Annotated in this window: 14 protein-coding genes; 8 read left to right on the top strand and 6 right to left on the bottom strand. The window is 70.3% G+C overall.

Annotation, left to right across the window (positions count from 1 at the left end; genetic code table 11):
• Window positions 1-21: 21 nt before the first annotated feature.
• The 4 genes from TSH58p_RS18865 to TSH58p_RS18850 are packed head-to-tail and all read left to right on the top strand — an operon-like array spanning window position 22 to window position 2,531.
• Window positions 22-792 (top strand): thiazole synthase, encoded by a 771-nt coding sequence (locus tag TSH58p_RS18865; protein WP_109072310.1) that lies wholly within the window; start codon window positions 22-24, stop codon window positions 790-792.
• Between the two features lie 50 nt (window positions 793-842).
• Complete coding sequence (locus tag TSH58p_RS18860) at window positions 843-1,286, top strand: PaaI family thioesterase (protein WP_109072309.1); 444 nt, start codon at window positions 843-845, stop codon at window positions 1,284-1,286.
• Window positions 1,287-1,324: 38 nt separating this feature from the next.
• Window positions 1,325-1,798: a hypothetical protein gene (locus tag TSH58p_RS18855; RefSeq protein WP_109072308.1), complete on the top strand. Its 474-nt coding sequence runs from the start codon at window positions 1,325-1,327 to the stop codon at window positions 1,796-1,798.
• 34 nt (window positions 1,799-1,832) lie between these two features.
• Window positions 1,833-2,531, top strand: coding sequence for an NnrU family protein (locus TSH58p_RS18850; RefSeq protein WP_109072307.1), 699 nt, complete (start codon window positions 1,833-1,835; stop codon window positions 2,529-2,531).
• Window positions 2,532-2,568: 37 nt separating this feature from the next.
• Here TSH58p_RS18850 and TSH58p_RS18845 read toward each other — a convergent pair whose 3' ends face one another.
• Window positions 2,569-4,698 (bottom strand): hypothetical protein, encoded by a 2,130-nt coding sequence (locus TSH58p_RS18845; RefSeq protein ID WP_109072306.1) that lies wholly within the window; start codon window positions 4,696-4,698, stop codon window positions 2,569-2,571.
• Window positions 4,699-4,969: 271 nt separating this feature from the next.
• Here TSH58p_RS18845 and TSH58p_RS18840 point away from each other — a divergent pair, with 271 nt between their 5' ends.
• Window positions 4,970-5,371 (top strand): Rid family hydrolase, encoded by a 402-nt coding sequence (locus TSH58p_RS18840; RefSeq protein WP_109072305.1) that lies wholly within the window; start codon window positions 4,970-4,972, stop codon window positions 5,369-5,371.
• A gap of 18 nt (window positions 5,372-5,389) precedes the next feature.
• On the opposite strand, the gene TSH58p_RS18835 is transcribed toward TSH58p_RS18840, so the two are convergent.
• Entirely contained in the window at window positions 5,390-5,575 is a 186-nt protein-coding gene (locus TSH58p_RS18835; protein WP_109072304.1) for a hypothetical protein, read from the bottom strand.
• Window positions 5,576-5,805: 230 nt separating this feature from the next.
• Between TSH58p_RS18835 and TSH58p_RS18830 the strand changes: the two genes are divergently transcribed.
• The 3 genes from TSH58p_RS18830 (at window position 5,806) to TSH58p_RS18820 (ending at window position 8,328) form a co-directional block, all read left to right on the top strand.
• Entirely contained in the window at window positions 5,806-6,519 is a 714-nt protein-coding gene (locus TSH58p_RS18830; RefSeq protein WP_109072303.1) for a response regulator, read from the top strand.
• Between the two features lie 120 nt (window positions 6,520-6,639).
• Window positions 6,640-7,242: a 2-hydroxychromene-2-carboxylate isomerase gene (locus TSH58p_RS18825; RefSeq protein ID WP_014199879.1), complete on the top strand. Its 603-nt coding sequence runs from the start codon at window positions 6,640-6,642 to the stop codon at window positions 7,240-7,242.
• Window positions 7,243-7,341: 99 nt separating this feature from the next.
• Window positions 7,342-8,328: a potassium channel family protein gene (locus TSH58p_RS18820; RefSeq protein ID WP_109072302.1), complete on the top strand. Its 987-nt coding sequence runs from the start codon at window positions 7,342-7,344 to the stop codon at window positions 8,326-8,328.
• Between the two features lie 6 nt (window positions 8,329-8,334).
• On the opposite strand, the gene ccoG is transcribed toward TSH58p_RS18820, so the two are convergent.
• From ccoG to TSH58p_RS18800, 4 genes are all read right to left on the bottom strand, one after another.
• Window positions 8,335-9,879, bottom strand: coding sequence for a cytochrome c oxidase accessory protein CcoG (ccoG, locus tag TSH58p_RS18815; protein ID WP_109469335.1), 1,545 nt, complete (start codon window positions 9,877-9,879; stop codon window positions 8,335-8,337).
• A 190-nt stretch (window positions 9,880-10,069) separates the two neighbouring features.
• Window positions 10,070-11,536, bottom strand: coding sequence for a PLP-dependent aminotransferase family protein (locus TSH58p_RS18810; protein ID WP_109071521.1), 1,467 nt, complete (start codon window positions 11,534-11,536; stop codon window positions 10,070-10,072).
• Window positions 11,537-11,946: 410 nt separating this feature from the next.
• Window positions 11,947-14,754, bottom strand: coding sequence for a phosphoenolpyruvate carboxylase (gene ppc, locus TSH58p_RS18805; protein ID WP_109071522.1), 2,808 nt, complete (start codon window positions 14,752-14,754; stop codon window positions 11,947-11,949).
• Window positions 14,755-15,052: 298 nt separating this feature from the next.
• Window positions 15,053-15,937: an SMP-30/gluconolactonase/LRE family protein gene (locus TSH58p_RS18800; protein WP_109071523.1), complete on the bottom strand. Its 885-nt coding sequence runs from the start codon at window positions 15,935-15,937 to the stop codon at window positions 15,053-15,055.
• Between the last annotated feature and the right edge of the window lie 210 nt (window positions 15,938-16,147).

The following is a 16,147-nucleotide window of genomic DNA, read 5'->3' as shown; positions in this document are numbered from 1 at the left end:
CCGACATCCAAGGAAACATCCATGAACGACACGCTCACCATAGCGGGCCGTGAGTTCCGCTCGCGCCTGTTTCTCGGCACCGCCGGCTACCCGAACCAGCAGGTCATGCTCGACGCGCTGGAGGCCAGCGGCAGCGAACTGGTCACGCTGGCCATCCGGCGGATCAGCCTGGACGGCTATTCGGAAAGCCTCGTCGACGTCATCGGCGACCGCGCCGGGCTGCTGCCCAACACCGCCGGCTGCCTGACCGCCAAGGAGGCGGTGCTGACCGCGCAGCTCGCCCGCGAGGCGCTGGGCGTGGATTGGATCAAGCTGGAGGTCATCGGCGACCGCGAACTGCTCTATCCCGACGTCGAGGAACTGCTGCGCGCGACCGAGGAGCTGGTGGCCGACGGCTTCACCGTTCTGCCCTACTGCAACGACGATCCGGTGACCTGCCGCAAGCTGGCCGACCTGGGTGCTGCGGCGGTGATGCCGCTGGGCGCCTTCATCGGTTCGGGGCTGGGCATCCGCAACCCGCACGCCATCGAGACGATCTGCGCGCGCAGCCCGGTGCCGGTGGTTCTGGACGCCGGGATCGGCACGGCGTCGGACGCCGCCCTGGCGATGGAGCTGGGCTGCGCCGCCGTCCTGCTGAACACCGCCGTGTCGAAGGCGCGCGATCCGGTGCGCATGGCGGCGGCGATGCGCGACGCGGTGGCGGCGGGGCGGTCGGCCCGTCTGGCCGGGCGCATGCCGAAACGCGCCTTCGCGGAGGCGTCGAGCCCGCAGCTCGGCTTGATCGGAACGTAAGGCTGGCGCAGGGTAGGGGCCGCCCGAAAACGATCAGAGAGACCCGAGACGTGGCCAAGACCTTCGAACCGCGCGATCCCGACTGGGAGGCGCGCTGCCGCGCCGGCTTCGAACGCCAGCCGATCTGCAAGACGCTGGGGATCGAGCTGACGCGGCTGGAGCCCGGCTTCTGCGAGATGCGCCTGCCGTTCCGCGCCGACCTGACGCAGCAGCACGGCTTCTTCCACGCGGGCATGGTCAGCACGCTGGCCGACAACGCCGGGGGCTACGCCGGCTACACGCTGATGCCGGCGGGCAGCGAGGTTCTGGCGGTGGAGTTCAAGGTCAACCTGATGTCGCCGGCCAAGGGCGAGGTGATGATCGCCCGCGCCCGCGTGTTGAAACCGGGCCGCACCCTGACCGTCACCAGCGTCGAGATTTCGATGCTCGACGGCGGGGTGGAGAAGGACTGTGCCATCATGCAGCAGACCCTGTTCTGCCAGGCCCCCGCCTGACCCGCTCCAACTTTTTCCGTCCGATCCAGGAGGTTCGCATGCCGCTGTCGCGTCTTCTCGGTGCCGCGTTGATCGCGGGCATCGCCACCATTGCGTTTGCCCAGCCGGCCCTTGCCCAGAAGAAGGAGCCGCCGGCCTGCGGCGCCGTGTCCTTCCGCGCCATCGCCCCCGGCGCGCCGGACGGCGAAACCGACGCCGGCCTCTACAAGTCCCGATTCGGCAAGATCGAGGTGAAGGCCGAGGTGAAGGGCGGGCAGGCTACCAACTACTACATGGTGCTGAACGGCAAGCGCGTCGACGCGTCGGCCAACCCGCCCAAGGCCGCCGATTCCTGCCTGAAATCCAAGAGCGTCAAGCTGCCCTACCAGAAGCAGGCGGCGGGCGCCTGCACCGGCAACCGCTTCCGCGTGGTGATCGACCGATCCGGCAAGCAGCCGGTGGCCCTGTTCTTCGGCCTGCACGGCGACGATTGGGCCTATTGCAGCGGCACGACGCTGGAAAAGGGCGCCTGACGAGGGTTGTAGGAAAGCGACCGGGAGACCGCGCATGACCGGCACCATCGCCCATCTGTCCGCCGCGGGGCTGTTCCTGCTGCTGACGCATTTCGGCATTTCCAGCACGCCGCTGCGCGCGGCGCTGGTCGGACGGTTGGGCGAGAAGCCCTATCTCGGCCTCTATTCGCTGCTCTCGGCGCTGGCCTTCTGGTGGCTGGTGGCGGCCTACAACGCGGCGCCCCATGTGCCGGTGTGGCCGCCCGCCGGCGGGCTGGCCTGGGTGCCGGTCCTGATGGTGCCGGTCGCCCTGTTCCTGCTCGTCGCCGGGCTATCCACCCCGAACCCGACCTCGGTCGGGCAGGAGAAGCTGCTCTCCGGAGACCGGGAGCCGGTCCGCGGCATCCTGCGGGTGACGCGCAACCCGTTCCTGTGGGGCGTCGGGTTGTGGGCGGTCGCCCATATGGTGCCCAACGGCGATCTCGCCTCGCTGATCCTGTTCGGCACGCTCGCCCTGCTGGCGCTGGGCGGCAGCGTCCTGATCGACGCGAAGCTGGCGCGGCGGCTGGGGGCGGAGTGGGACCGCTACGCCGCGCGCACCTCCAACCTGCCTTTCGCGGCGATCCTGGCCGGGCGCCAAAGCCTCGTCTGGAAGGAGATCGGCTGGTGGCGCCCGGCGGTGGCTCTGCTGGTCTATGGCGGGCTGCTGCACCTGCACCGGATGCTGTTCGGCGTGTCGCCGCTGCCCTGGTGACGGTCCGTCAACCCGCCGCTGTTTCGCCCGCCTCCGTTCAGAAGGTCATGCCGCGCACCTGATCGCGCAGCGTGTTGCGGGCGGTGTCGGCCTCCTTGCGGGCGGTGCCCAGTTCGCGGGACAGGCCGTCCAGGCGGGTTTCCTGCTCGCCCATCTTGGCGATGGTCCGCTTGAACAGGTCGCTGTCGCGCGGCAGCGTGGCGAGGTTCTGGCGCAGCCGCTCCTGCTCCTTGCCGATCTCCGCCTGTTCGCGCTCCAGCTCGGCGACGCGGCGCTCCTTGTCGGCGACGGCGCCGCGCAAGGTCGCGACCTTGCCCAAGGCCTCGCGCGCCGCGGGCGGCAGCTCCGTGGAGGAGGCGTAGGCCCGCACCTGCTCCGGCGACATCTCCGAGATGCCGAAGCGTTCGATCCGCGGCCGCTCCAGCGCGACCGACAGGGTCACCGTCTGGCCGGCGGGCACCGCCACCGGCAGGCGGTAGGCGTCGGCGGTCAGGTCCGGGGCGGCCCCATCCGAAGGCTGCACCAGCTCCCAGCCGGAACGCCGCGGATGCTCGACGATGACGGTGCGGTCCTCGCCCGCCGCGCCGGCGATCCGGTAGGTGGTGGTCTGGCGGTCGGTCACGGTCAGCTGCAGCACCCCGTCGGCCAGGGTGGCGCGGGAGAGGGTGCGGCTGGGCTGCTCGGAGCGGTCCACCGTCACCGCCTGATCCACCGCGAAGCTGAGGATTCGGCTCTCGCCCGCCGGCAGGGTGGCCAGCCGCGCGTCGCCCACATAGGCGGCGGCCCCGCCCAGCCGTTCATAGAGCGTCAGCACGCCCGGCGGCAGGCCGGTCTCGCCCGAGTCGCCGTTGCTGAGGCGCAGCGCGGCCAGCGGGTGGCGCGGCTGGGTGTTGGGCTGGTAGAGCGACAGCCGCTCCGCCGGGATGGCGCGGGCGGTGATCGGCATCATCATCGTGCCGCCGTTGGCCAGCGTCACCGGCTGCGGGTAGCGGAACAGCACCTGTGCCGTCGCCTCCGTGCTCTCGGCGGGGGTGGTCTCCGCCGCGCGCTGGGGCATCGCCCCGGCGAAGGGCGCGCTCATGGCCGGCGCCGGGGCGGGCGGGGGCGGGGCGGCCATGGCGGTCGGGGCGCCGGACTCGGCGGCGGCGCGCGAGCGGACGGCCGAATCCTGCGCCTTCGCCATCACGTCGGCGGCCACCGCGCCCTCGTCGGGAGGCGGCAGGACGCGGCCCAGAACCTCCACCGGCACCTCCGGCCGGTTCACGAAATAGGCGGAGTAGAGCGCCTGCCGGAAGGTGACCGGGTTGCCCGACGCCACCGACAGCTCCACCCCCTTCCAATCGTCGCCGCTGAGATTCTCCAGCACGGCCCAGCCCTGAAGATCGCCCGTGCCGCCCTCGGTTCCCTTTGCCGATCCGGGCGCCGATCCGGGCGCCGATTCGGGCAGGGTCAGGCGGTAGGTCGCCTTCCACAGCGGGGCGGCGACCACATAGGCGACGCGCACGGTCCGCTCGGCGCCCGCGTCCGTCTGCGGGGCGGTGGTGCGGATGGTCAGGCGCCGCCGCTCCTTGCCCGCGGCTCCGGCGACGGCGGCCAGCGCCGAGTCGAGCTGCGCCTGCACCCGCGGATCGGCGAAGCGCAGGGAGTCGGTCTCCTCCAGGACGAGCTGGCGCAGCCCCTCCGCCGTCATCAGGCTGACGCGGTTGCGGGTGACGGTGCCGCCGCCGTTGGGAAGCTGGGTGTATTCCTCGGTCACCGAGAGCAGCCGGCCCGACACCGCGCGGGAGCCGCTGGTCTGCACCTCCGCCCCCTTCATGGCGTTCAGCAGGGCGGTGGGGGAGGCGAGATCCTCCGGCGTGAAGGGCAACTCGCGGAAGGCGGTCTCCAGCGGTTCCTGCCCCGGCAGGTCCACCGTGCCGATGCCGCCGCGGTCGTCGTAGACCACGATGCTCTTCAGCACGTCGTCCACCTGATCGCGGCGCACCTCCAGGGTCAGCGCCGCATCGCCGGAGACGCGCGCCTCATGCTCGAAATAGCCGACGCCGCCGGTGGACAGCAGCACCCGCTTCAGCGCCAGCGCTCCCGGCGGCTGGTCCGCCGCCAGGGCGGGCGCGGCCAGCAGCGGCACGGCAAGGGTGAAGAGGGCGGCTTTCGTGATCCCGGACATGCGGGCTTCTCCCGTTATGGACGATTGGGCGCTCTTGGCCTGACTGGCTGGGCCTGACAGATTGGGCCCGACTGGCTGGGCCCGGCTTCCTGGCCCGGCTTACGCTTGGATTTGGGAAAGATTTGGGCAGACGGAAAGACGCAAACCGCGCCGACATGCCGCGGAACCGCCGCCGGTCAGGCTTTGTGCGGGTTCGGCGCTCTGTGACATAAAGGCGCCAAGGCGGTTTTGCTGACTATAAAGAACACGAACAATAAGGGATGGAAGCGCCATGGATCGTGGCGGGAGCAACGCCGAAGGAATGCCCGGCGGCTGGTGGAACACCGGTGCGCGGGCCCTCGTGGCGGGGGGTGCGGGCGCTCCGGACCGGCGGTGGGTGTTCGTGTCCGGCACCTCCGGCTTCGATGCGGAGCGCCGGACGATGGCTGGCGACGTGGAGGAGCAGGCGCGCCAGACCCTGCGCAACATCCGCGGGACTCTGCGGCGGTCGGCGGCGGATTTGTCGGATGTGGTGCGGATGCGGGTCTATCTGGCGGATGCCGCCGATTTTGCCCGGGTTCAAGAGGTCCTGGCGGAGGCGTTCCGCGACCGCCCGCCCATCGGCACGACCATGGTCTGCCCGCTCGCCGACCCGCGCATGAGAATCGAGATCGAGGTCACCGCCCGCTGTTGAACGTTCCGCGTTCCCGTATCATACGTCGCCGACCAGCGTGCGCGCCGATTCGATGTGGCGGCGGGCTTCGGTGAGCAGCGCGCGATGCTGGGCCAACGCTTCGCGGATCGGCAGGCGGTTGTTGTAGACGCGCACCTCGTTCAGCAGGCGGTCGGCGCGGTCGAGATGGGCCATCCGTTCCAGGCATTGGTCGAGCACGAACATCGTTATTCCCCTTCGGTGCGGGCTTTTGCCTTTCGCCTCGCGGCAGAGAGGAATAAACCAACCTGTGATGACCGCGTGATTTCAGGAAACCGGCTTTTTCGTTTCGATCGCGCGGCAGGATGTTTCAGCCGATTCACCCATCGGTCGTGCGGCGAGTGCCTGTTACGGGCTTGTAACCGATTGCGTGCACCCATGGCGGTGAGCTATGAAGAGGACGGGAGGTAACGGCCATGCACATTCTCGCGGTCGATGACGATGAGCCGGTGCGCGAACTTCTGGAGTCCTATCTGGCTTCGGAAGGCTACCGCGTGACCACCGCACCGGACACGGCCGCGGCGAAGAAGGCGTTGGAGAGCGATTCCGTCGATCTGGTGGTCTGCGACCTGCGGCTTCCCGACGGCGACGGGCTGGGGCTGGTCCGCCAGATCCGCACCGAATCGCACATTCCCGTCATCATCCTGTCGTCGAAGGACCAGGATGTGGACCGCATCGTCGGGCTGGAACTGGGCGCCGACGATTACCTGACCAAGCCGTTCAACCCGCGCGAGTTATTGGCCCGCATCAAGGCCGTGCTGCGCCGCGTTTCCGGCGAGGGGCGCCCCCCGCGCAGCCCCGACGACCTGCGCGCCGTCGTGCAGTTCGCCAATTGGGAATTGGACCTGACCGCCCAGCGCCTGCGCAGCCAGGACGGGCGCGAGGTGGAGCTGACCAAGGCGGAGTTCGGTCTGCTCGCCGCCTTCGTGAAGCGCCCGCAGCGCGTGCTGACCCGCGACCAGCTTCTGGACCTGACCCGCGCCGACGGGGCCGAGGTGTTCGACCGCTCCATCGATGTGCTGATCCTGCGGCTGCGCCGCAAGATCGAGGCGAATCCGAAGGAGCCGCGCATCATCAAGACCGAGCGCGGCGCCGGCTACGTCTTCGACGCCAAGGTGAAGACGGTCTGATCACTCGGAAGACCGTCTGACCGTTCGGCGGATCATGTGGGGATCGGCCAGCCGGCGGCTGGACGGAACCTCCGGCGCGCGCTAGCCTTTCCGGAAAAGCAGAACCGGGAGGATGCGCGGATGGCCGACCCCATCGATTTCTATTTCGACTTCGCCTCGCCCTACGGCTATTTCGCCAGCCGCCGCATCGAGGAGCTGGCTGCGGCGCATGGCCGCACTGTCACCTGGCGCCCGATCCTGCTCGGCGCCATCTTCAAGGTGACGGGGATGAAACCGAACCTCCAGCAGCCGTTGCGCGGCGAGTATCTGGTCCATGACGTGGGCCGCATCGCCCGGCTGACCAACGCGCCCTTCACCTACCCCGACTCGGCCCCCGCCAACAGCGTCGCCGCGTCGCGCGCCTTCTACTGGCTGACCGACGAGCATCCCGAGCAGGCGAAGCTGCTGGCCCGCACCCTCTACCACGCCCATTGGGGGGAGGGGCGCGACATCGGCCCCGCCGAAACGGTGGTGGAGATCGCCGGCACGCTCGGCCATGACCGGGCGGCGGTGGCCGCGGCCCTGCAGGACCAGACGGTCAAGGACCGCCTGCGCGCCGAGAACGACGCCGCGGTGGACCGGGGCGTGTTCGGGTCCCCCTTCGTGATCGTCGACGACGAGCCCTTCTGGGGCTGGGACCGGCTGGACATGGTGGAGCGCTGGCTGAGCACCGGCGGCTGGTGAGCCCGCCACAAAGCCTGTTGGGGGAGGGTGGTTGAAAGTCCTGCCATCGGGACCGGCCATGGCGCTATAAGGTGGGCACCACCGACAACCGGTTCGCGCATGGACCAGATCCTCCCCGACCGCCGCACCAGCAAGGCCGCCGGCCCCGCCCATACGCCCCGGCCGCGCGCCCGCCGATCCTGGCTGACCGGCGCGGTGTTGACCGCGCTGATGCAGGGAATGATCGCCCTGTCCATCCGCTCGGTGTCGGGCGATCTGGCCTTCGCCCTGCTGGGGTCGGTCGGCCTCGTCGTCGGGGCATTCCACTATCTGTTTCCGGGAAGCCAGTTCTTCAGCCTGGCCCTGGCGAACTTCATCGGCGTCTACGCCTGCGTCTTCGTCTTCTTCCTGGAAAGCAACTTCCACAGCATCCCGTCGCACATCCAGGCCGCCGCCTTCGCGATTCCGCTGATCGCCTTCCTGGGGGGCGCGTGGTGGCGGGCCGACACGATCCGCAGCATCGTGATGTCGCGGCGGCTGCGCGACGGCGGGCATTTCGACCGCATCTTCCTGTGGATGGCCTCGGTCTGGGGCATCGGCGCGCTGACCTTCCTGCTGCCGGGGCGGGAGGTGTCGCCGGAGATGCTGACGGCGATCTTCCTGCTGTCGATGTCCGCCATCGGAGTCGTCGTCGCCCTGGTCGCCCGCGACATCGCCGTCTTCCTGCTCGACGCCGGGCTGCTGTTCGAAGGCTTCTTCCAGCAGGCGGCCCGGCTGGTGCTGCCGGCCTTCGCCTTCCTGACCTTCTATTCGCTGTGCATCATCATGTTCGGCGCCTTCTACACCATCCTCGACCGCTTCATGGTGGAGCCGAACTTCATCATCGACGGCGTGCGCCGCGACCTGACCTTTCCGGAGGGGCTGTACTTCTCGCTGGTGACCTTCGCCACGGTCGGCTACGGCGACATCCACCCGGTGACGGGCGCGGTGCGGCTGATCTGTGGGGTCGAGATCGTGATGGGCGTCCTGCTGCTGCTGTTCGGCTTCAGCGCCATCATCGGCCACGCCGCCCCGCGGGACCGCCGCGACCGCGACGGTCCCCTCTGAAGCGCATCAGGGGGCGAGGAACACCGTCTCGGCCTGATGGACCACCCCGTCCGACAGGCGGGTCAGGGTGAGGGTCAGCGGCATGGAGCCGGCCACCGCCGCACCCGCCGGGGCGCGGACATGGATGCGGTGGGTCTGCACCGTGTCGGGTTCGGCGCCCAGCACCGGCGCCGCGCCGCCGGCCGCCCCGCTATCGACCGCCCCGCCACCAACCGCCCCGCCACCAACCGCCGTCACCGTGGCGCCTCGCGGCCCCGAGACGGTGAGGCGATAGCCCTGCGGGGCACGGGTCATGTTGGAGATCTTGACCGTGTAGCTGTTCTGGATGGCGCCGTCGGACAGGGTGACGTAGAGCGGCGCCCGGTCGCGCAGAACGGAGACGTCCACCGTCGGCTCCAGCAGCACGCCGATGGTCATCATCCCGCCGACCACCAGCATCACCAGCGAATAGATGATGGTGCGCGGGCGGACCAGCCGGTAGGGCTCCGGCTTGCGGGCCACTGCCTTGGCCTCCTGGGCGGCCTGGGTGTCGTAGCGGATCAGCCCGCCGGGGCGCCCGATGCGGCCCATCACGTCGTCGCAGGCGTCGATGCACAGGCCGCAGCTGATGCAGTCCATCTGCAGGCCGTCGCGGATGTCGATGCCGGTCGGGCAGACCTGGACACAGGCCTTGCAGTCAATGCAGTCGCCGAGGCCTTCGGCGGAGCGCTCCGCCCAGCTCTGCTCCTTGCGCAGCGGCGCCCGGCCGTCGCCGCGCCAATCCTGATAGGTGACGGTGAGGCTCTCGTCGTCGAGCAGGGCGGCCTGGATGCGCGGCCAGGGGCAGACATAGACGCACATCTGCTCCCGCATGAAGCCGGCCATGGCGTAGGTGCAGGCGGTCATGAACAGGATCCAGCCCGTCGCCACCGGCCCCGGCTGGAAGCGCAGCAGATCCGCGACATAGCCCGGCGCGTCGACGAAATAGAACAGGGCCGAGGCCCCGGTCGCCAGGGCGATCAGCAGCCAGACCGCGTGCTTGGCCGTCTTCCTGGCCAGCCAGTTGGCGTTGCGCGGGCCCTTGTCCAGCCGGATGCGGGCGCCGCGGTCGCCCTCGATCCATTCCTCCACCTTCACGTAGAGGTCGGTCCACACCGTCTGCGGGCAGGTGTAGCCGCACCAGACCCGGCCGGCGAGCGCGGTGGCCAGGAACAGGCCGACCGCCGCCAGGATCATCGCGCCGGTCAGGTAGTAGATGTGCTGCGGCCAGAGTTCGAGGGCGAACAGGTAGAAGCGCTGGCTGTCCAGGTCGAACAGGATCGCCTGGTTCGGCAGGCCGGCGCCGCGGTCCCAGCGCAGCCAGGGCAGCAGCATGAACAGCGCCAGCAGGCCCACCATCAACGCCGACTTGATCCGCCGGAACCGGCCGCGCGCCGCCTTCGGGTAGATTTTCTGATGCGGTGCGTAGAACGGAACCGGGGTGGACGGTTCCGGGGTTGACGGGGTCGGGATTGACTGGGCCGGAGCGGAGGGCGGCGGGGGAAGGCTGGACGAGCGGGCGAGATTCTGCATGGCGTGCCTCTGCGCAAACATCCGGACCACCCGAGCGGTGGCCTGCGGCATGGCGCCGACTGTATGCCTTCAATCGCCAAATCCGCAAGTGCGATTGAATGCATTCAATGGAGGCTGTGTATGGAAAATCCTGATTCTTCGGGAGGCGATCCCAGCAATGCGACACTCTGAAGCAGGCTGTTGACCGGATTCAGATGATGACGCCCGCGGTGGCGGGGGGCAGGACCAGGGCGTCGGCCAGGATCTCCAGCGCGCGGCGGGTCTCGTCGCGGTCCAGCGGCGCGCCCAGGCAGAAGCGCAGCGCCGCGGGCACGTCCGGGGTGGTGGCGAAGGCTTCCGCGGCCACCGCGGAAATGCCCCGGCTGCGCAGATGGGCGGTGAACTCCCCGCCGGTCCAGCCGTCCGGCAGGGTGAGCCAGAGATGGAAGGCCTCCCGCTTGGTGACGATCCGCTCGGCCGGCAGCAGCGATTCGGCGAGCGCCCGGCGGGCCATGGCCTCGGTCCGGATGGCGTCGCGCACGGCCTCCGCGGTGCCGTCGGCGATCCACAGCCGGGCGATGGCGGCGGACAGGGGGGCGGCGATCAGCGTGGTCGCCCGCTGGGCCACCGCCACCCGGCGGGCCTGCCGGGCGTCGGGCGCCGCCACATAGGCGATGCGCAGCGCCGGGGACACGCATTTGGCAAGCCCGGCGACGTGATAGGTCAGCTCCGGCGCGAAGGCGGCCAGCGGCGGCGGCGCCGCTTCGGGCAGCGGGCCGTAGATGTCGTCCTCGATGACCGGAACGCCGTGGTCGCGCAGCGCCGCGGCCACCGCCCGCCGCCGCTCTTCCGGCATGGTCGCGGTGGTCGGGTTGTGGAAGGTCGGGATGCAGTAGAGCGCCTTGGGCCGGTGCTCGGCCAGCGCGGCGCGCAGGGCGTCGGGATCGATGCCGTCCGCGTCCATCGGCACGCCGACCACCCGCAGCCCGAGCTGCGCCGCGGCGGCGCGGAAACCGGGATAGGTCAGCGCCTCCGCGCAGACCGTGTCGCCGGGGCGGGCCAGGGCGGAGAGCAGGGCGAGCAGGGCGGCCTGCGTGCCGGGGGCCACCAGCACCCGCTCCGCCGTCAGGCCGGGTAGGCGATGGCGCAGCCAGCGGACCGCCGCCTCCCGGTCGTCCGGGCTGTCGGCCCCGTCCGGGTAGCGCAGCAGGTCCGGCAGGCCCAGAGCCGCGGTGGCCGCGGCGATGCCGCGGTTCATGCGGGCGGTCAGCGCGGCGGAGTCCTCCGGTTGCGGCGGCTGGTTCATCGCCATGCTGACGGCCAGCGGCACCGTCGCAACGGTGGTGTGCGGCTCCGCGGCGAAAGGCGGGGGAACATGGCCCGTCTTGCGCACGAAGGTGCCCTGCCCGACCCGCGCGTCGACCAGCCCGCGGTGGCGCGCCTCCCCGTAGGCGCGGCTGACGGTGGTGAAGTCGATGCCCAGCCGGTCGGCCAGGATCCGCTGCGGCGGCAGCCGGTCGCCGGGCCTCAGCCGCCCCGTCCCGATGTCCGCCGCGATGGCGTCCGCGATGGCGATGTAGACGGGCCGGCTGCGGTCCTCCAGGGACGGCGCCCAATCGATGGCTTGGGAGGCGGGCTGGGAGGCGTTTGGGGCGGGGATGGAGGGAAGCGGCGGCATGGCGGTCCTTGCGGGGGCGGAGCGCTCCCTTCCAGACATAAGGCCTGGAATTGTATGGATTGTCAATATGAGTGTCGGGAAAGTTCGACCGGCGGCGTCATCACCGCAGCGGCGGCGCCGTTCCTCCCACCGCGACGACCGGCTCCACAGCCAAGGCGCGCGCAGAAAAAAGGCCACCGGGGCGGACCCCGATGGCCTTCGAGTCTAGGGAGGAAACGTCCAGGACGTCGCGCCAGCCGCCGCAACGGCGGCCCACAACGCTTGAACACAAGAGGAAGCATACTAATATATTAATATGAAAGCAAGGGGGAAATCGAGGGTGGCAATCCATTTTCGATGCCGGCCCGCGATATCGCCGCTCCCGCTTCCATCCCGCCACGGCGACGGGATGGAAGCGGCGCCCGCCGAGGTCAGCCGCTGTTGCGCAGGCCGGCGGCGACGCCGTTGATCGACATCAGGATGCCGCGCCGCACCCGCTCGTCGCTGCTGCCGGCGCGGTGGCGCCGCAGAAGCTCGACCTGGACGTGGTTCAGCGGGTCCATGTAGGGGAAGCGGTTGCGGATCGACCGCGCCAGCAGCGGGTTCTCGCCCAGCAGCTCGTCATGGCCGGCGATGGCCAGCAGATGGCGGCGGGTGCGCTGCCACTCCTCGCGGATGCGGCCGAAGATGCGCTCGCGCAGTTCGACGTCCTCCACCAGCTCGGCGTAGCGCGAGGCGATGGCGAGGTCGCTCTTGGCCAGCACCATGTCCATGTTGGACAGCAGCGACTTGAAGAAGGGCCAGGCGCGGTTCATGCGCTGGAGCAGGGCGAGCCCGTCCGGCTCCTCCTTCAGCCACGCTTCCACGGCGCTGCCGAAGCCGTACCAGCCCGGCAGCATCAGGCGGCACTGCGCCCAGGAGAAGACCCACGGAATGGCGCGCAGGTCCTCGATGCGGTCCGACTTGGTGCGCGAGGCCGGACGGCTGCCGATGTTCAGCGTGGCGATTTCCGAGATCGGGGTGGCCGTGCGGAAATACTGGGTGAAGCCCGGCGTCTCGTAGACCAGCCCGCGGTAGGCACCGAAGGCCAGCTCCGACAGCCGCTCCATCGCCGCGTAGAAGGACTCCGCCGGCTCGACGCGGTTCTCCAGGTCGAGCAGGGTGGCCTCCAGCGTCGCCGCGGTCAGGACCTCCAGGTTGCGCTGCCCGACCTCCGGACGCCCGTACTTCGACGCGATGACCTCGCCCTGCTCGGTGATGCGGATCTGGCCGGACACCGCGCCGGTCGGCTGGGCCAGGATGGCCTGATAGCTGGGGCCGCCGCCGCGGCCGACCGAGCCGCCGCGGCCGTGGAACAGCCGCATGCGCACGCCGTGGCGGTCGAACAGCTTCGCCAGCTCGATCTCCGCCTTGTACAGCTCCCAGCCGGAGGTCAGGAAGCCGCCGTCCTTGTTGCTGTCCGAATAGCCGAGCATCACCTCCTGCTCGTCCCCGCGCGAGGTGACCAGGGCGCGGTAGGCGGGCAGGGTGAACAGCCGCTCCATCGTCGCCGGGGCCTGCCGGAGATCCTCGATGGTCTCGAACAGCGGGACGATGTTGAGGCCGAGCGCCGGGTCGCCCTCCGCCCCTGGACGCAGCAAGCCGGATTCCTTGAGCAGAAGCGCCACCTCCAGCAGGTCGGACGCGCCGTCCGTCTTGGAGATGATGCTGTTCGGCAGGGCGGCGGGTCCGTAGGTCTCGCGCAGCTGGCGGGCGGCGAAGAAGATCGCCAGTTCGCCCGCCGTCTCCTCCGAATAGTCGTGGTAGGGCGAGTGGAGCGGGCGCGGGCTCTGGATTTCCTCGGCCAGCAGGGCGATGCGCTCGTCCTCCGACAGGGCGGCGTAGTCGGCGCAGCGCCCGGCGACGGCCAGCAGCTCCGCCACCGTGCGCTGGTGCACGTCGGAGTTCTGGCGCAGGTCGATGGGCGCCAGATGGAAGCCGAAGGTCTTGACCGCGATGATCAGGCGGCGCAGCCGCCCGGCGGCCAGACGGCCCGCCCCGTGGGCCTTCAGCGAGGCGGCCAGAATCTCCAGATCGGCCAGCAGCTCGGCGCTGGTGGCGTAGGGATCGCCCTTGCCGACCGCGTTGCGCAGCGCCTCATGCTGGTCGAGCGTGCGCGAGGTGGCCGCCAGACGGGCGTAGATGCCGGTCAGGGCGCGGCGGAACGGCTCGTCGGCGCGGTGCGGCGAATGGTCGGGCGAGCGCTTGGCCAGCTCCTCCAGCTCGGGCGAGGTGCCGAGCAGCAGTTCGGACAGCGGCAGCTCGCCGCCCAGCTCGTGGATCTCGGTCAGGTAATGCTCGAGGGCGGCGGTGGATTGCAGGCGCATCGCCTCGCGCAGGATCGGCGCGGTGACGAAGGGGTTGCCGTCGCGGTCGCCGCCGATCCAGGAACCGATGCGGAAATAGGGCGGCAGCGACCAGTCCCGGTCGGGGAAGCGCTTGGCCAGCAGATCCTCGAAGCGGCAGAACAGCTTCGGCAGCTCGGCGAAGAAGGTGTCGGTGTAGTAGGAGATGCCGTTCTTCACCTCGTCGATCACGGCGAGGCGCTGCGGGCGCAGCATGCGGGTGCGCCACAGGGTCAGGATGGCCTCCTGAAGCGCGTCCATGTTGGCCTCCGCCTCCTCCGGCGTCAGGCGGGAGCGGTCGCGGGTGTCCAGCAGGGAGGCCACCTTGTGCTCCAGCGCCAGAATGCTCTTGCGCTGGACCTCGGTCGGGTGGGCGGTCAGCACCGGGCTGACCTGGGCGATCTCCAGCATGCCGGCCAGCCGGTCCGGCGCGACGCCGGCGGCCTCCAGCCGCTCCAGCGCGTAGGGCAGGGTGCCCTCGCGCGCCGGCGAGCCGGCGATGGCGTGGTCGCGGGTGCGGCGGATGTGGTGCTGGTCCTCGGCGATGTTGGCGAGGTGCAGGAAGTAGGAGAAGGCGCGCACCACCGACATCATCGTATCGCGCGGCAGGCCGTTCAGGATCTCGGCCATCTCGCGGCGGGCGGAGTCGTCGTCGTCGCGGTTGAAGCGGACCGAGGCCTGACGCACGCTCTCGATGACGCCGTAGACGCCGTCGCCCTCCTGCTCGCGCACAGTGTCGCCGAGCAGGCGGCCGAGCAGGCGGATGTCCTCGCGCAGCGGGAAATCCTTGTCGTCGGTGCCGGTTTCGGCGTCGGTGACCGGAGCGGTGGGGCGGAGGGCGGCGTCGGTGGTCATCGTGGGTCGCTCCGGCTGTGCGAAGGTGGAACCGTCGAAAAAGGATATGCGTGCAACTGTAAAGCAGTTTGCTGCACCCGCTAAAGCCCTTTTTCCCTTGTGGGAGAACGGCTTCGGCATGGTTGCGGACGCCGCCGCCCGGGGGCGCCGGTTGCGCTGCGGCGTACGCACAGATCTATCACCTGGAGGAGGGACCCGCCACGGCGGCGCGCGATCCTTCCGCCATGCGGTGACGGCGGCTGTCCAGCGCCGCAGTTATACTAGTATATCAAATCCGCTGGCAAGACTCGCGGCCTGTTCAGGGCGCGCCGAACCGTCCCGGCGGCAGGCCGGCGACGCCGGGCGTGCAGACGAACAGCCCGCCGGCCAGCGGTTCCCCGGCCGGCGCGTCATGGGTCGTGGTGGCGGCGGCGGCGGTGATGAACAGCCGGTCCAGGGCCGGCCCGCCGAAGGCGCAGGAGGTGACGTTGGACACCGGCAGCCGCACCACCCGGTCCAGCGTCCCGTCCGGCCGGAAGCGGCTGACCCGCCCGCCGCTCCAGTGGGCGACCCAGAGATGGCCCTCGGCGTCGCAGGTCATGCCGTCGGGATAGCCGTCGTCCTCGCCGAAGCGGATGTGGACGCGCTTGCCGGACAGGGCGCCGTCCGCGGCCAGGGCGAAGGCGTGGATGGTCCGGGACGGGCTGTCGGTGTGGTAGAGCGTCCGGCCGTCCGGGGACAGGGCCGGGCCGTTGCTGACCGTGTAGCCCTCGTCCACCCGTGCCACGGAACCGTCCGGCCCGACGCGATAGAGTGCGCCGGAGGCGTCCTGCTCCGCGTCGTCCATGCTGCCCACCCACAGCCGGCCTGCGGCGTCGGCCATGGCGTCGTTCAGCCGGTTGCCGGGCGCGTCCTCCTCCAGCCGCATCAATTCAGGGCCCACCGAGAGCCGGTCGCCGTCCAGCGTCAGGCCGACGAGCCGGCGGGAGCGCAGCCCAGCGACGAAGCCGCCGCCGTCCGCCCGCTCGACCAGCCAGCAGGCGGCCTCCTCCAGAGGCCAGTCGCGCCCCGTCCCATCGGCGGGGGTGTAGCGCAGCAGGCGCGACCCGCGGATGTCCACGGCGAACAGGGCGTCGCGCGACGGCGACCAGACCGGCCCCTCGCCGAGCTGCGCGTTCGCCTCCCAGACACAGTGAGCGTCCATGGTCCCGGTCTCCTTCCTTGTCTTGGGTGGCGTTGTCTTTGGCGGCGGTCCTGCGGGACGCCGCGGGTCTTTTCGTCACAGGCCCGGGGTGGCTTTCGCGGCAAGTCTTTTGCAGCGTTCCGGCGCGGGAAGTGGCAAAAAGAGCGCGTGGCGTTCGCCGGTCCCATGCCCATATGGGGCTTGACCGAACGATCGAACCGACGTTTGAAC

It is taken from the genome of Azospirillum sp. TSH58 (assembly GCF_003119115.1).
GTDB lineage: Bacteria > Pseudomonadota > Alphaproteobacteria > Azospirillales > Azospirillaceae > Azospirillum.
This window is presented reverse-complemented; position numbering and strand designations above follow the sequence as displayed.